Here is a 26,892-nt window from a genome sequence, read left to right on the forward strand (position 1 = left end):
TTACTGAAATGTCAAAGTTATTAAACAACGGTTTTTTTCAAGGCAAAAAAAACGGGGTGGAAACCACCCCGTTTGGACGTATATCAATCTGAATTACAGGTTGCTTTCTTCTGTATGAGCCTGCGTTGCTTCCTGAGTTTCGCCTTCTGGTTCAGCAGGCAGGTCGATCTTCTGAGTCTGGCGTTTTGCCCTGGGGTCATTATGAGCACGGCTGCGACGACGACGAGGCCTTTCCGAGGTTTCATCAGTGTGAGCCGCTCCTGCTTCGCTTGTTTTAGCTTCTGCTGTCTGGTCATGCAGATCCTCAGTCTGCTCAGCAGCTTCTAAAGCTATGCTTTCTGCCACAGTGGGTTGTGGCGCAGGCTCAGCAGTTGTTTCCGGTTTACTTGCAGGGATATCGGCTGTGTTGACTGTTGAGTCTTCATCAGACTGATTTAATGCCTGCTTCAGCATCTCTTCAGCCTCATTGGCCGTCATGGTCGCCTTGGGCTCTGCAACGTCCGCCTCTGGCTTTGTCTCAGATACGGCTGGTTTCTCGAAAGCAGGTGGCATAGCTGCAAACGCAGGCTTGTCGAGATTATGGGAAGCGGCAACGGCTTTTGCCATTTCTGTCATCTGAGGACGATGGTTTGCCTTGCCCTGCTCAACGGCTGTTCTTTCTGCAGCGTCACTGATAACTGATATGTCACCCTGGCTTTCTTGAGGACTTGTCTCAACAGAGGCTTGTTCCGCTTTTTCCGGCTGTGCTTCTGAATCACCAGCTGTTGAAACCTCAAGTTCAACTACCGGCTCATTATTGACAGAAGCCTGTTGGCTGGCTGGTGACTCAGGGCCATTCTCTGCAGCGATTTCAGGTTCACTGAACTGAGAGGCGGACTGCTGAGCTTCCCTGAGGCGGCGAGGATCATTCTTCACTCTTCTTGAGCGACGGGGTCTCGCTTCTTCCAGTGCTTCAGTCGTGCTGGCAGCGGCCTGCTCTTCGACAGCAGCGTTGCGGGCTTCCTCAGCCTTGTCCGTTGGCGGAGTGACAGCTTCTGAAGTAACCGCAGCAGGTTTGCTGTTGTCAATCTCAGGCTTGTCAATGCTTGCAAGCAGCTCTTTTTTGCCGATACGCTTTTCCTCTGAGGCAGCTTCATGGCCAGAAGGTGCGTTTACCGCCCCCTTGGTGCTCTCAGGCAACAGTGGTTGCAATTGAGGTTCATTCTGTTGCTGACGCTGGGACTGACGGTTGCTGCGACGACGAGGCGCAGAGTTTGGGCGGCGTCGGCGATCACCGGCGCCTTGTTCCGGCTCCTGGTCCTGGCGGCGTTCCTGTCTGGGTTCCCGTTGCTCCGCTACTTCCTGCTTGTCACGCTGGCGTCTTTCCTGCTTCTCGAAGCGATTTTCCTGGTTGCCCGGGTAGTTGTCTGAGCGTTCCTGTTGACTCTTTTTACGCTCTTTCTGAGGACGATTGCTGTCCTGCTTTTCGCGGCGCTGGGAATCAGTTCTGGCTTTTTTCCTGTTTTGGCCAGCTTGATTGTCACGACGTGCCGGTTGGCGTTGCTGGATTAGTTTGTCCTGGTCAGCGGATTTGTCATCTTCAGAACTGAAGAGGCTGCCGATGGACTTCAGCAGGCTGCCAATAAGCCCGGGCCTTGACTCAGACGCTTTGGTGACTGGTGCTGGCTGAGCAGGGGCAATATTACGAACGGCGGCTTGTTGTCTGTGCTGGGGCCTGGTTGCTGTGGTCGGTTCTTCCGGGCTGAAGTCTTCGCCCTCAAGGATAATCTCGTAGCTGCTCTCACGATCCTGAAGATTGCCATCACGGAGGCGCTGGACGTCGTAATGAGGGGTTTCCAGGTTGGCATTTGGAATGACGATGATGCGGGCATCATGACGCTTTTCGATCTTGGCGATCATCTTGCGCTTTTCATTCAGCAGGAATGCCGCCACCGGAACGGGAACCTGTGCGCGAATTTCGGAGGTCTTGTCCTTCATTGCCTCTTCTTCCATCAGGCGCAGAATGGATAGGGCCAGAGACTCAATATCCCGAATCGTGCCCTGGCCGGAGCAGCGGGGACAGACAACGCCGCTGGTTTCGCCCAATGATGGACGCAGGCGCTGACGGGACATTTCCAGCAGGCCAAAGCGGGAGATACGGCTGGTTTGAACGCGGGCACGATCAACCGACAGTGCCTGACGAATGCGGTTCTCCACTTCCCGCTGATTCCGGTTGCTGCCCATATCGATGAAATCGATAACAATCAGGCCGCCAATATCACGCAGGCGCAGCTGGCGTGCAATCTCGTCCGCTGCTTCAAGGTTGGTGTTAAAGGCGGTTTCTTCGATATCGCCACCACGGGTTGCCCGGGCGGAGTTGATATCAATGGATACCAGGGCTTCTGTCGGGTCAATAACAATGGAGCCACCGGATGGCAGTTTGACTTCACGCTGGAAGGCGGTCTCGATCTGACTTTCGATCTGGAAACGGTTGAACAGGGGAACGCTGTCTTTGTACAGCTTGATCTTGTTCTGGTACTGGGGCATGACCTGTTTGACAAAGTCCAAGGCTTCTTCATAAACCTGGGTTTTGTCGATCAGTACTTCACCAACATCCTGGCGCAGGTAGTCACGGATTGCGCGGATAATGACATTGCTTTCCTGGTAAATCAGAAATGGAGCGGGATTTTTGTCGGCAGCGTCTTTGATGGAACTCCAGAGCTGCAGAAGGTAGTCCAGATCCCACTGGAGGTCTTCTGTCGAACGGCCAAGGCCGGCGGTGCGAACGATGACGCCCATCTCGGCAGGGATGTTCAGCTTGCTCATGGCTTCGCGAAGCTCGGCACGCTCATCGCCTTCGATCCGGCGAGAGATGCCGCCAGCGCGCGGATTGTTTGGCATCAGGACAAGGTAACGGCCAGCCAGACTGACCAGTGTCGTCAGGGCAGCACCTTTGTTGCCGCGCTCTTCCTTGTCAACCTGAACGATAACCTCGGTGCCTTCCTTGATGACATCCTTGATGTTTGGGCGACCACCACTATGGCCTGTGAAGTATTCCCTGGAGATTTCTTTCAGGGGCAGGAAGCCGTGCCGCTCAGCGCCAAAGTCGACAAAAGCGGCTTCAAGGCTGGGCTCGACACGGGTGATTTTTGCTTTGTAGATGTTCGCTTTCTTCTGCTCGCGGGCTCCGGATTCGATATCCAGATCGAACAGGCGCTGCCCATCGACGAGTGCAACCCTCAGCTCTTCTTGCTGGGTCGCATTGATCAACATTCTCTTCATAGAGTACCAATTTGCTAATGGCTACCCTGAATCAGTTGTTGTAAGCGAAAAGTTGTTCGTGACATTCGGTTAATCCAGCGCATCCATCGGTTTAACGGGCAATCCATCGTATTTCCGGAAGAACCCGTCCTGCCACTTGACGTATTCGCGGTGGCTGGCAGTGCAACTGGTTTCCTTCAGCTTCTGTACAAACTCTTCGGTGCTACCCGACGGTACACAGGCCGACAACCGCATGGAAGGCGGTGTGGTCGGTGGTAACCAACTATCAGGCTTACAGCCGGACTTGTTCAAGGATAAGGCTGTAACGATATAGCAATCTGCATCCGTATGTTAACCGGGTGCAAAGTGGGGAGATGCGTTGATCGGGCGCTTCTGGCTGGTTATGGATACATTCACAGGTATCATGGAGCCTTTCACTAGCATATGACCCGTCCGCTTTTCCTCATCCCTGGTGTCGGGAGCGCAACCTCTGATTTTGGGTGGCACTGTTTATCTTTCACGGCTGTGGCCGTGGTCTTTAATCATTCAGCAATCATGGCAGGGACTCATACTCTCCGGGAGTGATGTAACTGGTTCACCTGCATGATGTCTGCCTGAGCGGTTATTCCTGAAGATACTTAACCCGGACTTGTTCATCAGGCCAGGGTAACTCCAGTTTGTTTTTCGGCCCGTTTAGCGGAATTTGAGTGATACTATTCCTCACGGGTCATGCTCAGACTTCGTAAATCGAACTGCCTTTTCGGATAGTTACAAGGCAGTGCCACAACTATATCAGCAATCTGTAAGTGCTTCAAATGACATAAAGCTGATAAGATTACCTGAACGAAAATTGCGGTAATTCCTGAAAGTCTTTTTATCTCAACCGGTTAGGGTAGAGCTTCCGGGGCTGCAACTTGACATAAACAGAGTATGTGGTTAGACGATTGAAACAAGCGCGCAACATTAATGGTAAAGGCCATTCCAGTCACAGGAAGGGGGCTCCAGAGTCTGGCAGAACTGGAGGATTGGTTTCCGGTCGAGGGGCTGAAAGGGCTGGACGAGAGTGTTCAGGCCGACAGGATTCTCCTCGAAAGTCAAAGGAGCTGTCTCCAGTGAATGGGGAGGCCGTTGAAGCGGATGTTGTGGCCGCAAACGTTAACTTTATGACCATTGATGAGGATGCGGCTGGTCAGCGTGTTGATAATTTTCTGTTGCGGGTTCTTAAGGGGGTTCCCAAGACAAGGGTGTATCGTATCGTTCGCAAGGGTGAGGTGCGAGTTAACAAAAAGCGGGTAACCGCAGACTATCGACTTCAGTTGAGCGATGTTGTTCGTATTCCTCCGGTCAGGATGGCGGAAAGGGAGTCTCCTGTAAGGCCTGCGGACAGTGTGATCGCTCAATTGGAAAAGGCGGTACTCTATGAGGATGATCTGCTGCTGATCATCAATAAACCGTCCGGGCTTGCTGTGCATGGTGGGAGCGGCCTGTCTTATGGGGTGATTGAGGCACTTCGCCAGCTACGGCCGGAAAACCGCACGCTTGAACTGGTGCATCGCCTGGATCGGGACACCTCAGGTTGTCTGGTGATTGCCAAGCGCCGCAGTATGTTGCGTCATCTGCATAACCAGTTGCAGCAGAAAGAAAAAGTTGAAAAGCTTTATCATGCGCTGGTGGCAGGTAAGTGGCCAGCGAGAAAACAGCTGGTAAATGCACCCCTGCTGAAGAACGTGCTGCGCTCAGGAGAGCGTATGGTCCGGGTACATGTGGATGGCAAAAAATCCCGAACGGCTTTTCGGGTTCTGGAGCGTTTTCCCAATATGACGCTGGTTGAGGCTTATCCAATCACGGGCCGGACCCATCAGATTCGTGTTCACTGTCTGCATGCCGGGCACGCCATTGCCGGGGATGAAAAATACGGTATGGATGCGGACAATCTGTTGCAAAAGCAGTTTGGTCTTAAAAGGCTGTTCCTGCATGCGGCCAGTATCGAATTTGACCTGCTGGATGGTAAACGGTTGAAGGTTGAAGCGCCTTTGCCGGTCGATCTGGCTGAGGTGTTGTCAGCGTTGCAAGGGCTGGATATCGGATCGAACAATTGATAAACAGGCTTTGATGTTTTTTGAGTGAACATGTTTAAGAGGTAATTATGCAAGACAAGTGGCAGGAGTCCTCGCCTGAGGCACAGGATCGCCTGGACAGTAACCGAGCCTGGGATCTGGTGGATGCTCTGGCCAGGGGGGCGTTGCTGGAGCAGCGCCGTTCAAGACGGTGGGGTATATTTTTCAAACTGCTGACCTTTGGCTGGTTGTTTTTCTCCGCAGGGATTATTTATAACGCGACCAATATCAGTGATGTTGCGATCAATGATGGCTCCGGTGAACATACGGCGCTGGTGGAGATTGATGGTCAGATTGGCGGTGGCGATGTGGATGCCGATGTGGTCGTGTCGGGATTGCGTTCAGCTTTTGAGGATCCGGGCACTAAAGCGGTGATTCTGAGGATTAACAGCCCGGGTGGCAGTCCGGTGCAGTCCGGCTATATCTATGATGAGATTCTCAGACTGCGTGGGCTGCACATGGATACGCCTATTTACGCGGTTATTATGGATATTGGTGCGTCTGGAGGATATTACATTGCTGCCGCCGCCGATGAAATTTACGCCGATAAGGCCAGCCTGGTAGGGTCTATCGGTGTTATTTCCTCAGGTTTTGGTTTTGTCGGGGCGATGGAAAAGCTGGGTGTTACCCGCAGAACCTATACCTCCGGTGAAAATAAGGCATTCCTTGATCCATTCCAGTCCGTGGACCGCGAAGCTGCTGCCCAGTGGCAGGCGTCGCTGGATACTGTTCATCAGCAGTTTATTGATGCGGTTAAAACCGGACGTGGCGATCGACTGGTTGACCGGTCGGATATTTTCTCAGGCATGATCTGGTCTGGTGAGCAGGCTAAAACACTGGGTCTGATTGATGGTCTGGGCAGTGCCGGTTATGTGGCCCGTGAAGTGGTAGGTGAAGAGGATATTGTTGATTATACTTTCCGCCTTTCACCGCTGGAAAAATTTGCCCGGGATTTTGGCGCTGGTGTCAGCGCCACCCTGGTGGAAGCCCTGGGGGATGGGTTTCAGTTAATGTGATTTGATCACCAGGCCTTCTCTGCAAGGCCTGGGGTATTTTATCTGCCCAGAGGATAAACTCCTTCATTCATCAGCATGGTGGTCAGGGTGATCAGTGGCAGTCCAACAAGGCTGTCAGGATCATCGCCAGCCATTTTCTCGAACAGGGTGATGCCCAGTCCCTCGCATTTAAAGCTGCCGGCGCAGTCCAGTGGGCTTTCTGCATCTATATAGGTGGCAATCTGCGTGCTGGACAGGGTTCGGAACCAGACGGTGTAGTCCACACAGGTCAGCTGATGCTGTGCTGTAGCCGTATTCAAAAGGCAAATTCCGGTGTGGAAAACCACCGGTCTGCCGCTGCAGCTGGACAGCTGTTGAATGGCTTTTTCCCGGGTTCCGGGTTTGCCAAGAATCCTGTTGTCCAGTGCGGCACTCTGGTCGGAGGCAATAATCAGGGTATCCGGATATTGATCGGCCAGTATCAGCGCTTTTTCCCGGGAAAGCCTCAGTGCCAGCTCCCTGGCGCTCTCTCCCGCTTCAGGGGTTTCGTCAATGTCCGGTGAGGCCTGGCTGAACTCCAGTTTGAGTCGTTCAAGCAGGCTTTTTCGATAGGGTGAGCCTGAGGCTAACAATATATTCATCGTTCTAATCCAAAATGGATGTTTGACAGAAAAGGGGCATAGCCCTATGATTGCGCGCTTATGTTATCAGGCCAATTACCAAAAACCGTTGATCCGCGTAAACTCGCGCGTCAGGGGTTACAGTTTGAAGGTTCGCTGGCGCTAACACAGTTTGAACGACTGGTTGCCGGCCTCGCTGACGATCAGGGTGAGGTGAAGGTATCTCTTCATTTCTACATGAGCGAAGATCATCGAGTGGTTCTTGAGGGGCATGTTGAGGCAAATCTTAAAATGATTTGTCAGCGCTGTCTTGATGTAGCAGAACTTCCCGTGCGTTCAGATCTCAACCTGATGGGGGTATTGACCGATGAGCAGGCCCGGTCGCTGCCAGAGGGTTATGAACCCCTGATGCTCCAGGAGGAGCCGATGGAGTTGGTGTCCCTGCTGGAGGAAGAGCTCCTGTTGAGTCTTCCTATCGTGGCTTATCATCCGCCGGAAGCCTGCCAGGTTCAGCAGAGCTTTACTACTGAATCTGATGAAGAGGCTGAGGCTTCCGCTGCCCGGGCAGAGGAAGAAAAAAAGCGTCGTAACCCGTTCAGCGTTCTGGCCAGTCTGAAAGCTGATCCGGAAAAAAGCACTACCGAACCCAAATAGAGTTCCAGGCAAAGAATTTAGGAGAGAGAACACATGGCTGTTCAGCAAAATCGTAAAACCCGTTCCAAGCGTGACATGCGCCGTTCCCACGACAGTCTGACTGCTGCCCAGCTGTCTGTTGATGCAACTTCCGGTGAAACTCATCGTCGTCATCACATGACGGCTGACGGTTTCTACCGTGGTCGTAAAGTACTGGAAGGTAAAGTCAGCGAGTGAGTCATTCCATGCCAGGACGGTCAGCAACTCCAGGACGGAGAATAGCGCTTGATATTATGAGCGGGGACGAAAGTCCCCGTTCTCGTATCCGGGCTGCCCTTCGGGCCATGGAGGTTTATCCGGACCTTCACTTGTCCCTGGTAGGCGATCAGCAGCTGATTACCGGCCATCTCTCTTCTGTTCCTTTCGATCACTCCCGCCTTACAGTTATTCATGCTGGCAAGACCATCGGCATGGATGAAAAGCCCTCTTTTGCCCTGAGATCCAAAGAAGATAGCTCCATGTGGGTTGCCCTTGAGCAGGTGGCTGATGGCAGTGCGGCTGCCTGTGTCAGCTCGGGAAACACCGGTGCCCTGATGGCCATGGGGCGATTTGCCCTGAAGACCTTTGTGGGTATTGATCGTCCTGCCATTGCCGGGACCATTCCCTGTGCCGGTGGCAGTGTTCTGCTGCTGGATATGGGGGCCAATGTTGACTGTTCCGCCAACAGTCTCTATCAGTTTGCAGTGATGGGTTCTTTGCTTGCCGCTTCTGTCAGAGGTATCGCTGCCCCGAGGGTGGGGCTGCTGAATGTCGGGACTGAGGATATTAAAGGGAATGAGCAGGTCAAGCTGGCAAATCGGCTGTTGAAAGACGATGGTCGTCTGAACTACATCGGCTATATCGAAGGGAATGATGTGTTTGCAGGCAAAGCGGATGTGGTGGTCTGTGACGGTTTTGTCGGCAATATTGCCCTGAAAACCGGTGAGGGGGTTGCCTGTCTGATTCGTGACAGCCTGGTTGCCGCTTTTCAGCAGACGCTTTGGCGTCGCTTTCTCTCGCTGCTGATTGCGCCGGTCATGCGCAAAATCTATAAAAGCATTGATCCGGTAGTATACAACGGTGCCAGTTTTCTCGGGCTGCAGGGGATTGTGGTCAAAAGTCATGGTCACTCTGATGAGGAAGGTTTTTTCCGGGCTATCGGTGAGGCCGTCAGAGAAGTGGACAGCGATGTGCCCGGGCGGTTGGCAAAAGAGATAGAATCAATGCTGGGCTGACATCAAGCTCACCTCCCCCATTTACGATGGGTTTTGGATGGAACCACAGAGGACACGAAGAGCACGAAGGAAAAAAAATTTCTTCTTTGTGCTCTTTGTGACCTTCGTGGTTCCGTATTTAACTTCCCGATTAACCAAGATAATCATAGATTACTCGACACGGTTATTAGCCCGGATCTCGCAAATATCTCACTGACTAAATTCCCGGTACTCCTGCCTTAGCATTTCCATGGCCATAGTTTTCCAACTGTTGTCGGTGATCTTCCCCTTCAATGCGTACAGACTGACCCGTGCTATCTGGTTGATCAGTTCATTTTTCAGCTCAGGATCCAGGTGGGCATGGCCAAATACGCGGGGAAACTGTTTGGCAACAAATGACTTGATGGTCGAGTAACCATTGATGATGCTGGTAATCTGTCCAGGGTGGTATTGATGGAGTTTGGCCGGTGACGGAATGGCCTGGTCCGCCCTGGTGGTCAGTCTGGCATGATCACTGGCACTGGCCTGTCGGGGCAGCAAAGCCAACACCAGTTCCTGAAGCTGCCGGGTTTCTCCTGGTTCTATAAGACCCCGGCGGTTGATCATGGCCTGGATTTTTACCCGGTTCATGGCTTCTTTGGGCACGGCAACCTTGGCATCGTACAAGTTGTTGAACAGTTGCCAGGCTCTCTGGCTCAGGGCAAACGACTGGAGGTCTGTTATCTCGCCGTTGCCTGCGGCTTTTCTTCTGCTGGCTTTTTGCACGTCAGACTTCAGTTGCGCCAGTGGTTCGGTGAAGTAATCCACCCCCAGATAGTCAGGCAGTGCCGCCAGCTCCTGTACCATCCCCAGCTGATGTTGCAGGGAGTGCTGCATAAACAGTTTTCTGCCGGGTTCATACTGGCCCCTGGTGAGGACATTGATCAATGGATTATGCAGCGCTTTTTCCGGGTGCAAGGCAGGTGCAGGCATTAATCGCTGGTCAATCATCGCCAACATGTCCGGGGTGTCGTCTTTATGGCCAGCCAGTTTTCCGAGCTCGGCGACGGTGTTTTTCTGCTGTCGATTCTGCAACTGGTCTGCCTGATGGATGATCTGGTTGCGCAGGGAGTCGGGCAGCTTATTGTCCGCCGAATAACCGGCCAGGCGGTTGCTGGCTGCGGCTTGCAACATGGCTCGTGCCAGCCCCATGGCGTGCCCCCTGGTGGTGGTCTGACCCGTTGCCGGGTTATGGAAAACAGAGTTGGCCTGACCTCCGGTGTTTCCTGTTCCCTGAACCATAGTCTCGGCACTGAAGATATTATCCGGATGCTCATGGCGTATGCCAATGGTCGGCGAAGTGAGGGCTTGCTGCAAGAAATCCTCTGTTACTTTGGCCGGTATTTTGGTTGGTGTTTTATTGAGAGTTTTATTGAGAGTTTTGGTGGGTGTTGACGGTGTGGCGAGCAAGATGGCCATATTGACCAAGTCATTCCGGCTCCACTGGCGGGCAACGGGGCCAGCTTTACTGTCCAGATGATGGATAAAGGCAGACACTTCACTGTGCAGCAGAGGGGCTATTGCCAGGGCGTCGTTTAATAGTTGCATACCCGGTGCCTGGCCCAGCAGCTCTTGTCGGTCAGAAGGTGGCTCGTTGCCTTTAACCGGCGATAACTTCCGGCCATTGACTTTAGAGGCGAGCAGGGTTGCCAGGGTCAGGCTGGCGTTGGCGCTGTATAGGGGATGGTTAGCTATCCCGGGTGCGTGATTGGAACGGCTATGGCCATTATCGAATGTCTCCTGATCCGCAAGCCTGGCCTGTGCAGGGGAGGGCGCCACGGGTGCTGACGACATTGGCCTGATAGAACCGAACAGCCTGCCAAGCCCATTCCTGATGTTATCCAGGATGCCTGTCTGGCGCGCAGCCGAAGAGCGTTGTGGTGGTTCGGGGGGGGGGGGCAATTTCTCTGCGCTTTCTTCTCTGGTTGAGTTTGTGCTCCGTGGTTGAGTCGGGCGCCGAACGGGTTGGCGAAGGTTCTATAGCTTTCCCGGCTGGCGACAAGCCATCATTGCCAAGCGCTATTCGATAGGCACCCGGAACTTCAATAACGTCATAGAAGTCGCGCGGAATGGCCAGCACATCAGGTCCCTTCTGCGTAACTTCATCATTAAAGTGGCCCTTATCCCGTTGATGCAGGGCCTGGATGTCGTCAATAAACAGCTCTTTCTCCTGTGTCATAACCGACCACATGAGTTGCTGGATTTCAGGGGCAGGCTGACCGGCGATGGCATCGCTACTGCTCATTTTGTTACCCAGTTTCGCAATAGACGACCACAAATCTTGCCTTTGTTGCAAGACCGGGCTTGGGGTGCCGGACTCTTTTTCCTGCTGTTCCAATAGATCAACTTCGCTGGTGTCTTTCAGGAACCTGGAGAGATCAGTAAGCAATTGATCTGACTGCCTGGATTGACCAAATGACTCATCTTGCCGGAAATCGCTGATGGCCTTGCGCAAATTGTCCGGGTACAAGATCTCTTTTCCTTCCGGGCTGATAGCGGCAGCCTTGAGCTTCAGCATTTCCTCCCGGCTCAGTCTGTCCGGGTCGATATAGCCCGCATCAGTAAACAGCAGCAGACGTTGGGTATTCAATGTGGCATACATCTGCTGAAAAGTCCTGATCAGGGCGTCGGTAATGATCGTTCGGGCTGCCGGGAGTTTATAGTCATTAGCCGCTGGGGCAGAGTGAAGTGCCTCCAGTGTCCTGCGGGCATGTGCGTATGTATTCAGGAATTCCCTATCGAAGACAGTGTTAAGGTTATTGAGGGTATAACCGAGTATGACCCGGGTCTGGATACTCTTTTTTTCCTTATCGGTGGTGGTTAGCTGTTGAATTTTCGCCAGGGCCAGTTCAGAGGTTTCGCTGATGGATCGGGTAAACTGCTCTTTGGCTTGTTCGTTACTGTCATCAAATGCCTTGACCAGCCGGGGGAAAACTGACTGCTTTTGTGTATCGTTTTCAGTGGGGGACTTGCTGGTGGCATTTGTTGACGTTGGGGGTTCGCTGTCAGCCCTGTCAGTGGTGGTTGGCGAAGTGGTTGTGTCGCTTTCTATAGAAGCGTGATCTGTAGATGACGGCTGTCTGGTGGTGGACTCGGCAGTGGTGTTTGCTGATGTTGTAACCCCTGCTTTGGTCGTATCTCCAGTGGTTGCAGTGGTTAGCCGGGTAGTTGACGAAGTAGCTGTGTCACTTTCAGTAGAGGAGCGACGGGCAGATGACGTCTGTCCGGTGGTGGTGGTTTCTTTTGTTGTTGATGTGGTTGATTGCGTGGTTGGTGAAGCGGTTATATCGCTGTCAGTAGATTGATGGGAGGAGGCCTGCTGTCCGGTGGAAGTTTCACTCGTGGTGCTTGCTGGTGTTGTGATTCTTGCCTTGGTTGTATCTCCAGTAGTTGCAGTGGTTGGCTGGGCAGTTGATGAAGTGGTTGTGTCACTTTCGGTGGAAGAACTATGGGCAGAAGACGGCTGTCCGGTAGTGGACTGACCTGTGGTGCCTGCCGATGTAGTGGTCCCGGTGCTGGTGGTTTCTTTTATTGATGATGTGGCTGATTGCGTGGTTGGTGAAGCGGTTGTATCACCATCAGTAGATTGATGGGAAGAGACCTGCTGCCCGGTGGTAGTTTCACCCGTGGTGCTTGCTGGTGTTGTGACTCTTGCCTTGGTTGTATCTCCAGTGGTTGCCGTGGTTGGCTGGGCAGTTGATGAAGTGGTTGTGTCACTTTCGATGGAAGAACTATGGGCAGAAGACGGCTGTCCGGTAGTGGACTGGCCTGTGGTGCCTGCCGATGTAGTGGTCCCGGTGCTGGTGGTTTCTTTTGTTGTTGATGCGGCTGATTGCGTGGTTGGTGAAGTGGTTGTATCACCATCAGTAGATTGATGGGAAGAGGCCTGCTGTCCGGTGGTAGTTTCACCCGTGGTGCCTGGTGATGTTGTAACCCTTGCTTTGGTCGTTCCTTCAGATGTTGGTGTGATTGGCTGGGCAGTTGACGAAGTGGTTGTGTCACTTTCGGTAGAAGAGAGGCGGGCAGATGACGACTGTCCGCTAGTGGTCTTTTCAGTGGCGCTTGCCGGTGTTGTAACTCTTGCTTTGGTGGTACTTTCAGTTGTTGCTGCGGCGGGCTTGGAGGTTGAAGCAGTGGTTGTGTCACGTTCGGTAGAAGAACGATGGGCGGATGGCAGCTGTTTGGTGGTGGGCTTGCCAGTGGTACTTGCCAGTGTCGTCGCTTGTTCAGTTGTTGGCTCCGGCGCGGCGGTTTTTGCAAGTATTGCCAGTTCTGCAGCGATTGCCTGTTGTGCTACTACTGAGGCCTGGTGAGGGGTTTGCTTTTTATGCTGTTTTGCATCTTTTTTGTGTTTGTGTTTGTGTTTGTTGATGTCGTCTTTTATGGCCTTGATCAACTTTCCTAAGGCCTTGCCTACTTTTTTTAAAACTATAGTACCGCCGCCAGCGGCTACCCCACCACCGGCCGCACCGCCTGCACTTGCCCCACCGCCGGCTCCAGCTGCACCGGCTCCAGCGCCTGCTCCAGCTCCAGCGCCTGCTCCAGCTCCAGCGCCTGCTCCAGCTCCAAGTTCACCACCGACTTCACCGCCAACTTCGCCTCCAACTTCACCGGCAGTTTCACCACCTGCCTCGCCTCCCGCTTCTCCACCTTCATTTTCACCTTCTACCTGGTTACAGCTGCCAGCCGACCGCCTGCATCTAGCGGCCTCCTGCAGGGCTTTTTTTGCGGTTTTTTTTACGGTTTTCTTTACTGTCTCTTCAATGGCATTGTCTCCGGCATCTTCTCCGGCTTTTTCTCCGGCTTTTTCTCCAATTTCCTCCCCGACGTCTTCCCCGGCTTCCTCTCCTGCCTGTTGAGATCCCCGGTTAAGGGCGTTGGCTATCCTGTCGGCAGCGCTCTCGCTACTTGTGCTGAACTCACTGGCCATTTCTGACAGACAGCCGGGACAAGCCTTGCTGAATGAATACAGAGCCCCTCCGACCGCCAATCCAAAAGTGCCAAAGCCAACACCGACGTTTTCTCCGGTGGTGAGTTTCTTTACTGGTTTGTGGTGTTGGGCAGGATCGTGGGCAGGGTTAGAGGGGCCTGGCTGCGGGTCAGCGGCCTTAATGCCGAGGCCTTGGGTATCGGGTTCCAGCAGTTCAAGAAAGTCATGCCTGATGCCCAGTTTGATCAAATCACTGGCGCTGGGATTGGCGGGCATTGATGCCTGGTTGCCGGTATTGTCGGTATCTGATGAGGATTGTGCTTTAGGGTCAGAAAGATGTTTTAAGATGGTGTCGAGTGTTTTAATGAGATGGGCATTAACTTGTTTAACACTGATGGGCAATGTTTCGGCTTCTGGCAGGTCTTTAAGATTGGCCAGTACCTCACGCATCTGTGAAATAATTGGGCTTTTGGTTGTGATGGTATTTTCTGATTCAGCGGGTGTCCAGGAGTGTTCAGGAAGCTTTTTGGGGAGTTTTAGTCGTTTAAGATTGGCCTCTTTGTGAACTTCGTTCAGATATTCATGGATTAGCTCCTTGGTATTCTTTACATCAATTTCCTGCAGGCGTGTGACCGGGTTCGTCATGATATCCTTGATACTTAATGCCGAGTCTGGAAATGGTTTCAGTGTTTCCAGGGGGGCCAACCGGTTTGCTGTTACTTTGGCGAAGCCTACATTTTCCAATGTTTTTCCGGCTTCAGAATTCAGAGATATTCTATTAAAATTGGCAAACTCCCTCAGAGCGTCGGGTATTGCATTTTTCAGCTCTTGAATTGTGGTACCAGTAACAACAATCAGCCCGGTATTTATATCATGAACAGTTAGCTTGTAAAGATATGGAGTTTTCCTCACTGAAAGGTAAACAACGTGTTGTTTATGTGGCCTGACAATATATTGGAGGAGATCAGTGGCGAAGTTGTCATCGGGTATTAATTGGTTGATCAGGTCATTGAGGGAATCAAAATTAGGCGTGTGATATGCATGTTGGAAGTTTTTTCTGACATATTCCATTATATCGATCATATTTTGTACCCATTCACAGTTTTCTGTTAATCCAAATGTATTTAGTGCATTAGGTATATCTTCATCACCTGCAAATGAAAGTTCTTGTATGAGGCGTTTTATTTCAATGGCATATTTCGAGTAATGACTACCGAATAATATTGCCTCTGACATACTTAGCAATGAATTGGGTACTGCTTCATAGAGGTCTGCTATGGCCAGGCTGATAGCGTCCCCGTAACAGAGGCCTTCAGAAACTTGATCTACCAGCCGGTGTAAGCGGAGGGGGTCATAGTATATGTATGCATTGTTAATTATTTCATTCAGTGGAATTGAAGCCGAAAGATCATCAAAACCAAAGGCAAGTTCTTCCAGGCCATCAATGTGCAATTTCTTGAATCTATCAAGTTTTGTCAAAAGATTTTGATAGGGATTTTCTAATTGTTGTTCATTAGTATATTCACCGGAGTTGACAAATTTCTCTCCATAGCTGTAAAGAACGTTGACTTTAAAGGCTAATTTACCAACTTCAACAAACCTTCCTGCATCCAGTAGAGGCTTGATTGCATTTTCATATTTATCCATCGCTACCAGAATGGATCCGGAAGATTTTACCTGGTTAAACAGTTCCTGGAATTCACTTCCCGGTGTCTCTGGTTGTGTGCGCATAAGTTCGGTAAAAAGACCGCGTTCTTCTTCAAAGCCTTTAAAAAAAGCTGTCATTTCTTCATTCATTGGTGCTTTTTCAAATTCATAAAGACTCTTGAGCAACATTTTTGCCATCTCCGATAGAGGAGATCTTCGATGCCTGGCATGGGGGCTTTGGGTGGTGTCAGCGGATTTTTTCAGTTCTGCAAGGGTGTCCTGAAGGATCTTGTCGTATTGCCGGGCATCATCAGGATGGGATTTTTTGATGGTTCTGGCAAAAGCCGAGGCGGTGATCAGCAGGCTGAAAACCTGAAGAAGGTCTAACTCCTGATCAATACCTGAGATGAGTTTGGCCAGGCTGACTTTCGGGTGTTGCGCCTGGTAAGACAGAAGGCTTTTTTTGAGCCCTGCCATCAGGGTGAACTCCACACTGTCAGCTACCAGCGCCTTCAATGATGGCAGTGGCGTGGTTGGAGTGACAGCGGTGGTTGATGTGGTCGTTATTATTGAGGTTGATGTGGCTATTGCGTCTGTGACCGTCTCCGGCGTTGATGTTGATGTTGATGTTGATGTTGATGGGGATTGGACGACAGTGGGCAGTTCAACATTGGTGGTGCTGATGTCTTTTGTTGTTGCAGTTGTGGTTGTTGTGTTTGGGGCTGGGGTGTCTGGCTTTTCAGTGTCAGTAGACCCGGTGCTGTGATTGACATCGTGAAAATCCGTTACCGGCAGATTGGATGGAGTCGCTTTGGAAGTGATATTTGCATGGGGTACCGTGATTGCATCCGGATAATAGCTTGCCGTGAATTCTGGTTTTGTCGTCGTATGGTTGGACGCAGCAGAGGTATTGGCCTGATCGGAAGTTTCTGCTGCATCACTGGTGGTGGCGTTTTGCGGAGATGAGGTTGCCGAGCTGGTTTTATGGGCATTGGGTGTTGTCGTGCCGTTGGCAGGGCGACCTTCAGGAGCCTGTTTTAAACCTTCATGGATGGTTATTATTTCTTTGGCAAGCTTAACCATTCTGATTTCATTGCCGGATAATTTTTCTCCCCTTGATTTTCGCTCCATTAACTCCTGAATTGCGTGACAAACTTCGTTGTTTTTGAGATTGACTGGATTATCAAGGTCTGGTGAGGGCGTGGTGTTGATCATTTTTATTGTTTTACCAGACGAACTGATATCCACATTGTGGGACTGGAAATTGCCTTTTGCTTCCTGTTTTTGTTTGGGGGGGGCAAATGGGTTGGATGATGAAATCTGGAATGCAGTGTTGTTGATCATGGTGGTTGTTGACGATGGGTAAGATTGAGTGTCCATTAGGTTTTCCGTTGATACGGGTTAAAAGGTTAATGATTGAAGAGCATCCGTGATCTGGTATAGCTGATGAATATAATTACTGGCCCCGGAGTAACTGCAGGGCTACGGCCTCAAAAACAGACTGTTGGTTTTCCGGGTCAGGCAGCTGGCCTCTTGCCTCGGTAAAACAGGTTGGATTGATTGCCAGTTGATCGGCAAGGCAGTTATAGAGTGTTTCTGTGTGATTCTGCCTGAGCCATTCCAGAAATGTTGGCAAGCCCGGCGTTTCCTGAACCAGGGGGGCCTGGAGTGGCGTGGCTATTGTGTTGCTGGCTTTGTGGCCGGAGATCTCATAGTGGGCGACCGACTTGTTGTTTTCCTGAGGGTGACGTGTGCCGGGGGCACAGCATATATGCCTGGGGGGGCTTATGCGTTTGATAAAAACTCCCTTTACCGGTTCCGCTGGCGGTTCTTCCTTATTGTCTGGCGGTTGTATAGCGTCATTTCCAGCGACTGATGCTGGCACGAAACCAGGTGTAGCTGAAGCGTTCATATCCTTTCCTGAGGCCTTATGACTTGCAAGGCAGTGTTATAATCATTTTGCGATACGGTTTGACCGGTAACTTTGCTGATCCAGGCGAGTGATTACCGATAAACAAGTTTCCAAGCGTTGATCATTATGGCTATTCTACCTGGAGTAAATAATGACCAACCTGAACTCTAAGCTAGTAGACGAACAGGGTTCGTATAATGAATATCGATAATATTTTGTGTTAATTACTCTGTGTTTATAATCATTTTTCCGGTCCTGTTTTGTTATTGGAAACATAAATTTACTTACCTTGTTGTCTATTTTTCCTATAATTGGCCCGGTTTCTACGAGGGGGCGTAGCCGGTGTCCCGGTTGACTGCATTAACTGGTGTGGTTGTGCCGGAAGGTTCGCTTTGTTTTCGATTGAATTTCAGGCTTCTTGGTATAAAGAGAGCTGTGCGAAAGAGCGGGTTGAAATGACGGATAAGCTTGCTTTTGTCTTTCCGGGACAAGGGTCTCAACAGGTTGGCATGCTGGCTGATTACCTTGGCGAGCCAATGGTTCAGGAAACGTTTGCGGAAGCGGCAGAGGTGCTCGGTCTGGACCTTTTGAAAATGGTCAGCGAGGGGCCTGTCGGGCAGTTGAACCAGACTGAGAATACTCAGCCGGCACTGCTGGTTTCCAGTGTCGCTCTCTGGCGTCTCTGGTGCGATCGTCAGGGGGAAATGCCCGCCATGATGGCTGGTCACAGTCTGGGTGAATACTCAGCCCTGGTTTGTGCTGGCGCAATGAATTTTGCTGATGGGGTCAGGCTGGTTCGTCTGCGTGGCCTGTTTATGCAGGACGCGGTTGCCCCGGGTGAAGGTGCCATGGCGGCGATTATTGGCCTTGATGACGCAGATGTGGTTACTGCCTGTGAGCAGGCTGCAGCTGGTGAGGTCGTTGAAGCAGTCAATTTCAATGCCCCCGGTCAGGTGGTGATTGCCGGTCAGGTTGCCGCGGTTAAAAGAGCCGTTGAGTGCGCAAGGGAAGCGGGTGCCAAGAGGGCGATTGAGCTGCCGGTCAGTGTTCCTTCCCATTGTGCCTTGATGAAGCCTGCCGCAGTACGCCTCCAGAAAGAGTTGCAGGGTATTGAATTGGTTGAGCCGGTGATTCCGGTGGTTCAGAATGTTTCTGCTGAGGTCAGTTCTGATCCGGCCCAGCTTAAGGCGAATCTGGTGGCTCAGCTTTACAGTCCGGTACGCTGGGTGGAGTCTGTAGAAGCCATGATGGCTGCAGGTGTTGGTCGGTTTGCTGAGTGCGGCCCCGGTAAAGTGCTGGCTGGATTGAATAAACGTATTGCACGACGTGCGCCCATTGCTACGCTGGAATCTGCTGACGCTATGGCTCAGATGCTGGCAGAAGCTAACCAATAAGGAACAGGCGGGAAATGACGGTTGAAAGAGAGCAGGAAGGGCTGTCTGTTTCAGGACAGGCTTTGAAGGGACAGGCTTTGAAAGGAAAAGTTGCCCTGGTTACCGGTGCCAGTCGTGGTATTGGCAAGGCAATAGCTCTGTCCCTGGGTAAAGCCGGAGCCACGGTGATCGGGACGGCGACGTCTGAGTCCGGTGCAGCTGCCATTACTGAAGCTTTGCAGGTGGAGGGTATTCAGGGTCAGGGCATGGCGCTGAACGTAACGTCAGCGGATGAGTGTCAGGCGGTGGTTAAGGCGGTTAGTGCAGAATATGGCGCACCGCTGATTCTGGTCAATAATGCGGGCATTACCCGTGATAATATTCTGATGCGCATGAAGGATGATGAGTGGGGCGACGTTATTGACACGAATCTCAGTTCTATCTTCCGTATGAGTAAGGCTGTCCTGCGTGGTATGACCAAGGCACGCTGGGGGCGGATTGTGAATATCAGTTCTGTTGTTGGTTCCATGGGGAACCAGGGGCAGGCAAATTATGCGGCAGCAAAGGCGGGTATTGAAGGTTTCACCAGGGCTATGGCCCGTGAGGTCGGTTCAAGAAGCATTACGGTGAACACCGTTGCGCCGGGCTTTATTGCAACCGATATGACCAGGGCGCTGCCTGAAGAACAGCAGTCCTTTCTGCTTGGGCAGATTCCCCTGGCCCGGCTGGGGCAGCCGGAAGAGATTGCGGCTTCTGTTGCCTTTCTTGTCAGTGAGCCTGCCGGGTATATCACTGGTGAGACCCTGCATGTCAATGGTGGCATGTACATGAATTAATCCTCCCTTGGCTGAACCTGTAGTGCTTTAACGGCAATGAGCAGGGAGAAATAATCTGTTCTTACAGGTTTGGTTTTGGGGTTTTGTTAGATCTGTTGTCAATTTGCGTGGATGCTCACCGGTTTTCCCTGAACTGGCTTGAAATTCCCATAATTGACCATATACACTAGTTCACCTGTGGCCTCAGGCTGCACCGAATATCGATAGGAGCACAACAAGGTATGAGCACCATTGAAGAGCGCGTTAAGAAGATTGTTTGCGAACAGCTTGGCGTGAAGGAAGACGAAGTCACTAACAGTGCGTCATTCGTAGAGGATCTGGGCGCGGACTCTCTGGACACTGTTGAGTTGGTGATGGCGTTGGAAGAGGAATTCGAAACCGAGATTCCTGATGAAGAGGCTGAAAAGATCACCACTGTTCAGGAAGCAATTGACTACGTTGTTGCACACTCCTGATTCTGCCTTGATTTGCACAGCTGTTTTTTTGTGGCACACTTTTTCAGGACGCTTTCTTTAACCGGAAGTATTCCAAAAGTATGCCAATCAAAAGCCGCATGACAATTGTCTGCGGCTTTTGTTGTTTAGGGCAGCCTGCTGGGCTATAAAAGCTGGCTGTACGGTGAAATTATTATCGTGTTGCTGTCGTTTTTCATATGAGCCTCTCTGATAGTGGGGACTCTGTTGCAGGAATGACGGATCATTGAATCTGTACGGCAGGTCAGCAGGAGAGTCAGTCTTGTCGGAAGAAAAAAAAGCAGAAACATTATCTCGGCGAATGCGTAGAAGAGTCGTTGTAACGGGCATGGGTGCGGTAACCCCTGTTGGCAATAATGTCAGTGACAGCTGGTCAAGTCTGATAGCAGGGTGCAGTGGCATTGAGGCTATCTCCCACCTTGATACAGAAGGCTTCAGTGTTTCGATCTGTGGAGCGGTCAAAAATTTTGATCCTGCCCGTGTTACTGATGCTGCCATTGACAAGAAGGACGTTCGGAAAATGGATGTCTTTATTCAATATGGCATTGCTGCTGCTGCTGAGGCCATTGCTGACTCCGGCTTTGTTATTGATGATGACTGTGCTTACCGATATGGTGTGGCGATCGGGTCAGGTATTGGTGGTCTGACGTCTATTGAACAGAACCATTCAACGCTCCTGAATAGTGGTCCTCGTCGCATATCCCCATTCTTTATTCCCGCTGCAATCGTCAATATGGCGGCGGGCTGGGTTTCCATGAAATACAACCTTCAGGGACCCAACTTTGCCACTTCTACAGCCTGTGCCTCCGGGAGCCATGCCATTGCCCTTGCAGCGAGAACCATTGCTTATGGTGATGCCGATCTTATGGTGGCCGGTGGTGCCGAAAAAGGTTCCTCAGCACTTGGCATGACCGGTTTTGCGGCGGCCCGTGCGCTCTCTACCCGTAACCATGAGCCTGAAAAGGCCAGTCGTCCCTGGGATGCAGCCCGTGATGGTTTTGTCCTGGGTGATGGTGCCGGTATTCTGGTGCTTGAGGAGTACGAGCATGCGGTTAAACGTGGAGCCAGAATATACGCTGAGCTCAGTGGTGTCGGCATGAGTGGTGATGCCTGGCATATGACGTCTCCGCCAGAGGATGGTCGTGGTGCTGCACGTGCCATGATTTCAGCGCTTGAAGATGCCGGTCTGGCACCTGAAAGTGTGTCGTATATTAATGCCCATGGCACGTCCACACCGGCAGGGGACGTGGCTGAAACACGGGCAATTCATAAGGTGTTTGGGCAGCATGCCGCTCATCTGGCGGTCAGTTCTACAAAATCCATGACTGGCCATTTGCTGGGCGCTGCCGGGGCTGTGGAAGCGGTATTCAGTATCAAGTCATTGGTTGAGAGTGTGATTCCCCCAACCATCAATCTTGACGAACCCGGCGAGGGCTGTGATCTTGATTATGTGCCGCACCATGCCAGGCACATGCAGATGGATCATGTGCTCTCCAACTCATTTGGTTTTGGTGGTACAAACGTAACTTTGGCATTTTCCAAAATAGAAAGTTAGGGCCAGTTGTGAAAAGGGGGTGTCCGGGTGAGTGATTATCCAGTCTGGGTTAATGGTGTACCTGAAGCATTCCTGCCGACTTCAGATCGTGGATTGGCCTATGGGGATGGCTTATTTGAAACGGTTCGGGTTTCCGGTGGTAAGCCAACGCTTGCTGACTATCATTGGCGTCGCCTGCAGCGCTCTTGCGAACCGCTGGGTATCGCTCTGGATATTGAGCGTTTGCTTGAAGAGGTCGGTGCCTTTCTGCTGGATAACCGGGCCGGTGACGCTGTACTGAAAGTTATCATAACCCGGGGTAGCGGTGGGCGAGGCTATAACCCCGAGGGTTGTTTCTCTCCACGCCGAATTCTCTCACTGCACCCGCTACCGTCAAGGTCCCGTGATCCTGGTTTGCATGGCGCGCGGGTAAAGCACTGTCAGATGCGTCTTGGACGAAGTACGCTGGCAGGGCTGAAGCACCTGAACCGCCTTGAGCAGGTGCTGGCCAGAAGTGAGTGGCAGGGCAATGCTTACGACGAAGGTCTGCTGTGCGATATCGAAGGCAACTTGATAGAGGGCACCATGAGTAACCTGTTTGTGGTGACCCGTGAAGGTGGCCTGGTCACTCCGGATCTGACATTCAGTGGTGTAGCCGGGGTTTGTCGCGACTTTATTATCGACTTTGCCCGTCATCGCGGGATTGCTGTTAATGAACAGTCGCTATCCCCGGATCTGGAAGGTTCGGAAGTCTTTCTCTGTAACAGTGTAAACGGTGTCTGGCCTGTGATTGAATATGAAGGAAGGCAGTGGGGTATTGGATCCCTGACTGCCCGGATTCGAGATTGTGTACTGGAAGAATTAAATGCTTAGGAAGTTGCTGCTGGCGCTGAGCGGTGGTTTGCTGTTGGTAATGGTCTGTGTGGCTGCTGGCTGGTATGGTCTTCGCTGGTATGGTGACCAGAAGGTTCCGGTTAGCAGTGATACAGAGTTTGTCATTATTGCGGGTGACTCGCTGGGGCATGTGGTGCAGCGATTATCAGTGGACCAGCTTATCCAATATCCCGACATGTTTAAGGCCCTTGCCAGAGTCAAGGGGGTTGCTGCTGACCTTCATGCCGGAGAATACCTGATTGCTCCCGGTACCACCTATCGGCAGCTGTTGAACCAGTTTGTTGCAGGTGATGTCCGTTACTTCAGTGCGACCCTGGTGGAAGGCTGGACTTTAAAAGAGTTGCTGCAAGCGTTGAATCGCCATCCGAAGCTGACCGATCCTGTCGAGCTGAAAAACCTGAAGGCAGTGATGGGAACCCTGATGAAGGATGTGCCACAGACTGATAATCTGGAAGGGCTGTTTTATGCGGACACCTATAGCTTTGAAGCAGGGACCACCGTAGCCTCAATTCTGAAAAGAGCCCATCAAAAGCTTCAGTCTGTCCTTGCGGATGAATGGGATAAAAAGGCCGAAGACCTCCCGTACAAATCCCCCTATGAAGCCTTGATTATGGCTTCAATTATTGAGAAAGAGACCGGTGTGCCCTCTGAGCGGCCTGATATTGCTGGCGTTTTTGTCAGGCGCCTGGAAAAAAGGATGCGGCTGCAGACAGATCCGACAGTGATCTACGGAATGGGGGATCGCTATAAAGGTGAATTGAATCGTAGTATGTTACGGGAACGAACAGCCTATAACACCTATGTTATCCATGGCTTACCGCCAACCCCGATAGCGACGGTTGGTCGCGAGGCTGTTCAGGCGGCACTGAATCCGTCCGATGGGGAAACGCTTTACTTTGTTGCCCGTGGTGATGGTACTCACCATTTTTCCAAAACACTGGCGGAACATAATCGGGCTGTCCGGAAATATCAGATTACGGAGCGGCGGAAGGATTATCGTTCAACGGTGCAATAAATATTGCTGCACTGGAAATACTGGTTACTGATGACATTGAGAGATTGATGGGTTTTTTTCTGACGATTGAAGGCTGTGAAGGTGCCGGGAAAACCACCGCTAAAGGGGTTGTTCTGCAGTGGTTGAATGCTGCTGGCCATGAGTATGTGGAAACCCGGGAGCCCGGTGGTACGCCATTGGCCGAACAGCTGAGAAACCTTGTGCTATCGGAGCATGAAGAGACAGTGACGGACACTACCGAACTGCTGATGGTCTTTGCCGCACGCTGCCAGAATCTCAGCCAGCGTGTCGAACCGGCACTGGCTGCAGGCAAGGTGGTGGTTTGTGACCGGTTTACCGATGCAACTTATGCCTATCAGGGTGGCGGCCGTGGCATTGATGAGCAGCGTATAGCGGTACTGGAGCAGCTGGTGCAGGGGGATCGAAGGCCGGATATGACACTGCTCCTGGATATTGAGCCAGAACTTGGCCTGGCAAGGGCCAGAGGTCGGGCTATTGAGCAGGGAGGAACCCTGGACCGGATTGAACAGGAAACGATTGAGTTCTTCCACCGCGTTCGCAATGTTTATCTGAAAAGAGCTGAGCGTTTTCCGAACCAGTACGTTGTCATTGATGGCAGTCAGTCGATTCCAGAGGTTGAAGCACGTATTATCGAGGCTTTGCAAAGCAGGCTTGGGTAAAGAATCGTCTTGGGTAAACAGTTTCCCGGTTATGCATAAACCGCTATCGGCAAAAACAGGTGCTGTTCCGGCTTTCCCGGGGTGCGGCGGGCAGTCTTCATTGGCGTGGGTAAAGGTTGGATTAATTGAGTTCTGAATCAACAGATATGGTAAATAGCTTCCGGTCAGGGCCTTTACCCTGGCAAGCGGCACAGTGGTCACCACTGATTCAGCGAATGCAGGCAGGTCTGCTTTCCCACGCCCTGTTGTTGAAGGGCGTGCCCGGGGTTGGTAAGGGTTATTTTGCCGGGGCCCTGGCCACCCGTGTGCTTTGCAGTCATAACACGGGCGAGTACGCTTGTGGTCATTGCAAGAGCTGTGAGCTGGTAAAAGCGGGAACTCACCCTGATCTGCTGGTGGTTCAGCCCGAAGCGGCAGGCAAACCTGTCAAAATTGACCAGATTCGCCAGGTGAACGAGTTCGCCCGTAAAACCGCCCAGCAGGGGGGGCGCAGAGTCATTGTCATCAATCCGGCCGAAGCGATGAATGTTAATGCCGCCAATGCCTTGCTGAAAAGTCTGGAAGAGCCTGGTGGTGATACCCTCTTTATTCTGGTCAGTGCCCGCTCCGGAGATATGTTGCCGACCATCCGCAGCCGCTGTCAGATGGTTTCTTTTACCGTACCTGATATTGTGCAGGCAAAAGCCTGGCTTTCGGATCATATTGCCGACCCCCTGGTGGTGGATCAGTTGTTGAGCCTTTCATCAGGATCACCCATGACCGCCAGGACCATGTTTGATAATGATACGCTGGCCGTCAGGGGACGGTTGTTCAATGCTATGCCAGAACTGTTTCGGGGTAATCTTACCCCCGTAGAAATGGCGAAAGAGTGGCATACAGGCAACTTGATTGAACTGCTGGCCTGGATGGGAAGCTGGCTGGATGATGCTGTAAAACTGCAACTGACTGCCGATGAAAGCTGTGTCAGGAATCGTGATCTGATGAGAATGCTCGACTATATTGCTAAAAAAGTTGAGGCCGCAGATCTGCTGGTGTTGAGGGATAAAATCATGCGTCAGCGTCAGCAGTTACTGGAGGGCGCTAACCTCAACAGTCAGATGTTAATGGAAGGTGTGTTCAGCGACTATCTTGAGCTGGTGATTTAGCCGAAGAAGGAAGTCGTCTCATGCCCTTTTTTTGATCGACCACTTTGGGAAGGTGACCTGCGGTTAACAGGTTGAACTTGAATTCAGGGAAAAAGGAGAGGGTTGTCATGGGGAAAGGGATGCAGGGACTGATGTCTCTGACCATACGGGACACAGCATCACTCTATGAAGCGTATATGCCATTTGTCAGTGGTGGCGGGCTGTTTGTGCCAACCCACAAGCATTACAACCTCGGGGATGACGTGTTTATTCGTCTGACGTTGATGGATGAGCCTGAGAAGATTCCTGTTCCGGGAAAGGTTATATGGGTGACGCCAATTGGGGCCCAGGGCGGCCGACAGGCAGGGATTGGTATTCAATTCAATGATCCGACTGACAGTGTACGCAGTAAAATTGAGAAGTATATTGCCGGGGCACTGTCCTCGGATCGCCAGACCAACACGATGTAAACTGACTTGGGATAGTGTTTGTCAGGGTTGAGCTTTCAGGAGATAAACATGTTTATTGACTCCCATTGTCATCTCGATCGTCTGGATTTGAGCGCTTATGAAGGAAATCTTGATGTTGCAGTAGCAGCGGCCAGGGCGGCGGGTGTGGATCGTATGCTCTGCATTGGCATCAATCTGGACAATGGCCCGGAAGTGGTATCGCTGGCTGAGCGGTATAAGGATGTCTATGCATCGGTTGGTGTTCATCCGCTGGACTGTAAGGAAATGGTACCAGATATCGACGTTGTGCGCTCGCTGGCCAACCATGAAAAAGTGGTTGCCATCGGTGAGACAGGCCTTGATTACTACTATGCCACCACTGAAGGGGCGCAGGCGGTTCAGCGGCAGTCCTTTATTAACCATCTTGAGCTCGGTGCAGAACTGGAGTTGCCCGTGGTCGTGCATACCCGTGATGCCCGGGAAGATACCCTGGACTTTCTCCGTGAATACGGATCCAGAGAGTCTGCCGGCGTATTGCACTGCTTTACCGAATCTTTGGCGATGGCAAAAGCTGCGCTGGACCTGAATTACTACATTTCCATATCGGGCATTGTTACCTTCAGAAATGCCTCCGCGTTGCGGGAGGTGGTTGACTATTTGCCAATGGATCGATTACTGATTGAGACGGACTCCCCCTATCTGGCGCCGGTCCCGCATCGGGGAAAGTCGAATGAACCCCGGTTTGTTGCCGATGTGGCACGATTTATTGCCGGGCTGAAGGGAGTGACGCCTGAAGAGCTTGGCGAAAAAACTTCAGGCAATTTCTATCGGCTTTTCCATCGAGCGGTCTAATTGGTATATAACCGTCGTTTAATCTAATGCTATGAATAAACCGTTACCCATAAGTTTTTGAGTGATTAAAGGGTGATTTTACGGGGTTTTTTTCTGTTTTTTTTTCAGTTGGAAGGGGCGAGAAAAACTCTGGCGATTAATGAGTTTATTGGTTATTTCTTATAGGTATTGGTAAAAATATCCAGCTCGCCAGTATGGAATATCATTTCCAGTCTATTTATAATTACGTCACCATTTTCATCGGTGATGTTGCGAATTTAGGCTCAGGTACGGAAT

The 26,892-nt window shown here is 51.6% G+C and carries 21 protein-coding genes; 15 read left to right on the forward strand and 6 right to left on the reverse strand.

The window, feature by feature from the left end:
* Positions 1-93: 93 nt before the first annotated feature.
* Both rne and KDK13_RS05380 read right to left on the reverse strand, forming a co-directional pair.
* Entirely contained in the window at positions 94-3,261 is a 3,168-nt protein-coding gene (gene rne / locus KDK13_RS05375) for a ribonuclease E (protein ID WP_257283920.1), read from the reverse strand.
* A gap of 69 nt (positions 3,262-3,330) precedes the next feature.
* Positions 3,331-3,552, reverse strand: coding sequence for a hypothetical protein (locus tag KDK13_RS05380; RefSeq protein ID WP_257283921.1), 222 nt, complete (start codon positions 3,550-3,552; stop codon positions 3,331-3,333).
* 800 nt (positions 3,553-4,352) lie between these two features.
* On the opposite strand from KDK13_RS05380, the gene rluC reads away from it, so the two are divergent.
* Both rluC and KDK13_RS05390 read left to right on the forward strand, forming a co-directional pair.
* A complete protein-coding gene (gene rluC, locus KDK13_RS05385) occupies positions 4,353-5,339 on the forward strand; it encodes a 23S rRNA pseudouridine(955/2504/2580) synthase RluC (RefSeq protein WP_257283922.1) in 987 nt (328 codons plus the stop codon).
* A 47-nt stretch (positions 5,340-5,386) separates the two neighbouring features.
* A complete protein-coding gene (locus KDK13_RS05390; protein WP_257283923.1) occupies positions 5,387-6,373 on the forward strand; it encodes a S49 family peptidase in 987 nt (328 codons plus the stop codon).
* Between the two features lie 38 nt (positions 6,374-6,411).
* Here the strand turns inward: KDK13_RS05390 and KDK13_RS05395 are convergent, their stop codons facing one another.
* Entirely contained in the window at positions 6,412-6,993 is a 582-nt protein-coding gene (locus KDK13_RS05395) for a nucleoside triphosphate pyrophosphatase (protein ID WP_257283924.1), read from the reverse strand.
* Between the two features lie 60 nt (positions 6,994-7,053).
* On the opposite strand from KDK13_RS05395, the gene KDK13_RS05400 reads away from it, so the two are divergent.
* Genes KDK13_RS05400 through plsX form a run of 3 tightly spaced genes read left to right on the forward strand, consistent with a single transcriptional unit; the run spans position 7,054 to position 8,879 of the window.
* On the forward strand, positions 7,054-7,626 hold the full coding sequence (locus tag KDK13_RS05400; protein ID WP_257283925.1) for a YceD family protein: 573 nt from the start codon (positions 7,054-7,056) through the stop codon (positions 7,624-7,626).
* 33 nt (positions 7,627-7,659) lie between these two features.
* Positions 7,660-7,842, forward strand: coding sequence for a 50S ribosomal protein L32 (gene rpmF / locus KDK13_RS05405; RefSeq protein WP_257283927.1), 183 nt, complete (start codon positions 7,660-7,662; stop codon positions 7,840-7,842).
* Between the two features lie 8 nt (positions 7,843-7,850).
* Positions 7,851-8,879: a phosphate acyltransferase PlsX gene (plsX, locus tag KDK13_RS05410; RefSeq protein ID WP_257283954.1), complete on the forward strand. Its 1,029-nt coding sequence runs from the start codon at positions 7,851-7,853 to the stop codon at positions 8,877-8,879.
* A gap of 189 nt (positions 8,880-9,068) precedes the next feature.
* Here plsX and KDK13_RS05415 read toward each other — a convergent pair whose 3' ends face one another.
* From KDK13_RS05415 to KDK13_RS05425, 3 genes are all read right to left on the reverse strand, one after another.
* Positions 9,069-10,691 (reverse strand): hypothetical protein, encoded by a 1,623-nt coding sequence (locus KDK13_RS05415; RefSeq protein WP_257283928.1) that lies wholly within the window; start codon positions 10,689-10,691, stop codon positions 9,069-9,071.
* A 43-nt stretch (positions 10,692-10,734) separates the two neighbouring features.
* On the reverse strand, positions 10,735-16,854 hold the full coding sequence (locus KDK13_RS05420) for a hypothetical protein (protein WP_257283930.1): 6,120 nt from the start codon (positions 16,852-16,854) through the stop codon (positions 10,735-10,737).
* A gap of 76 nt (positions 16,855-16,930) precedes the next feature.
* Positions 16,931-17,386 carry a hypothetical protein gene (locus KDK13_RS05425; RefSeq protein ID WP_257283931.1) on the reverse strand — a complete coding sequence of 152 codons (456 nt, stop codon included), beginning with the start codon at positions 17,384-17,386 and terminating at the stop codon, positions 16,931-16,933.
* 455 nt (positions 17,387-17,841) lie between these two features.
* On the opposite strand from KDK13_RS05425, the gene fabD reads away from it, so the two are divergent.
* From fabD to KDK13_RS05475, 10 genes are all read left to right on the forward strand, one after another.
* Entirely contained in the window at positions 17,842-18,780 is a 939-nt protein-coding gene (fabD, locus tag KDK13_RS05430) for an ACP S-malonyltransferase (protein WP_257283955.1), read from the forward strand.
* A 14-nt stretch (positions 18,781-18,794) separates the two neighbouring features.
* Positions 18,795-19,595, forward strand: a complete 801-nt coding sequence (gene fabG, locus KDK13_RS05435; RefSeq protein ID WP_257283933.1) for a 3-oxoacyl-ACP reductase FabG — start codon at positions 18,795-18,797, stop codon at positions 19,593-19,595.
* A 221-nt stretch (positions 19,596-19,816) separates the two neighbouring features.
* Complete coding sequence (gene acpP / locus KDK13_RS05440) at positions 19,817-20,050, forward strand: acyl carrier protein (RefSeq protein ID WP_020582918.1); 234 nt, start codon at positions 19,817-19,819, stop codon at positions 20,048-20,050.
* A gap of 319 nt (positions 20,051-20,369) precedes the next feature.
* Complete coding sequence (fabF, locus tag KDK13_RS05445; RefSeq protein WP_257283956.1) at positions 20,370-21,623, forward strand: beta-ketoacyl-ACP synthase II; 1,254 nt, start codon at positions 20,370-20,372, stop codon at positions 21,621-21,623.
* A gap of 27 nt (positions 21,624-21,650) precedes the next feature.
* A complete protein-coding gene (gene pabC, locus KDK13_RS05450) occupies positions 21,651-22,475 on the forward strand; it encodes an aminodeoxychorismate lyase (RefSeq protein ID WP_257283935.1) in 825 nt (274 codons plus the stop codon).
* Positions 22,468-23,511: an endolytic transglycosylase MltG gene (gene mltG / locus KDK13_RS05455; protein WP_257283936.1), complete on the forward strand. Its 1,044-nt coding sequence runs from the start codon at positions 22,468-22,470 to the stop codon at positions 23,509-23,511. The genes pabC and mltG overlap by 8 nt, the downstream gene beginning before the upstream one ends.
* Before the next feature lie 44 nt (positions 23,512-23,555).
* The gene (gene tmk / locus KDK13_RS05460) at positions 23,556-24,191 is read left to right on the forward strand and encodes a dTMP kinase (protein ID WP_373692213.1); all 636 of its coding nucleotides are present in this window, start codon (positions 23,556-23,558) and stop codon (positions 24,189-24,191) included.
* A 125-nt stretch (positions 24,192-24,316) separates the two neighbouring features.
* Positions 24,317-25,336: a DNA polymerase III subunit delta' gene (locus tag KDK13_RS05465; protein ID WP_257283939.1), complete on the forward strand. Its 1,020-nt coding sequence runs from the start codon at positions 24,317-24,319 to the stop codon at positions 25,334-25,336.
* A gap of 107 nt (positions 25,337-25,443) precedes the next feature.
* The gene (locus tag KDK13_RS05470; protein WP_257283940.1) at positions 25,444-25,785 is read left to right on the forward strand and encodes a PilZ domain-containing protein; all 342 of its coding nucleotides are present in this window, start codon (positions 25,444-25,446) and stop codon (positions 25,783-25,785) included.
* 48 nt (positions 25,786-25,833) lie between these two features.
* Positions 25,834-26,616 carry a TatD family hydrolase gene (locus KDK13_RS05475; protein WP_257283941.1) on the forward strand — a complete coding sequence of 261 codons (783 nt, stop codon included), beginning with the start codon at positions 25,834-25,836 and terminating at the stop codon, positions 26,614-26,616.
* Positions 26,617-26,892 lie beyond the last annotated feature (276 nt).

Origin of the sequence: Endozoicomonas sp. SESOKO1 (genome assembly GCF_024606265.1) — a bacterium.
Classification (GTDB): domain Bacteria; phylum Pseudomonadota; class Gammaproteobacteria; order Pseudomonadales; family Endozoicomonadaceae; genus Endozoicomonas.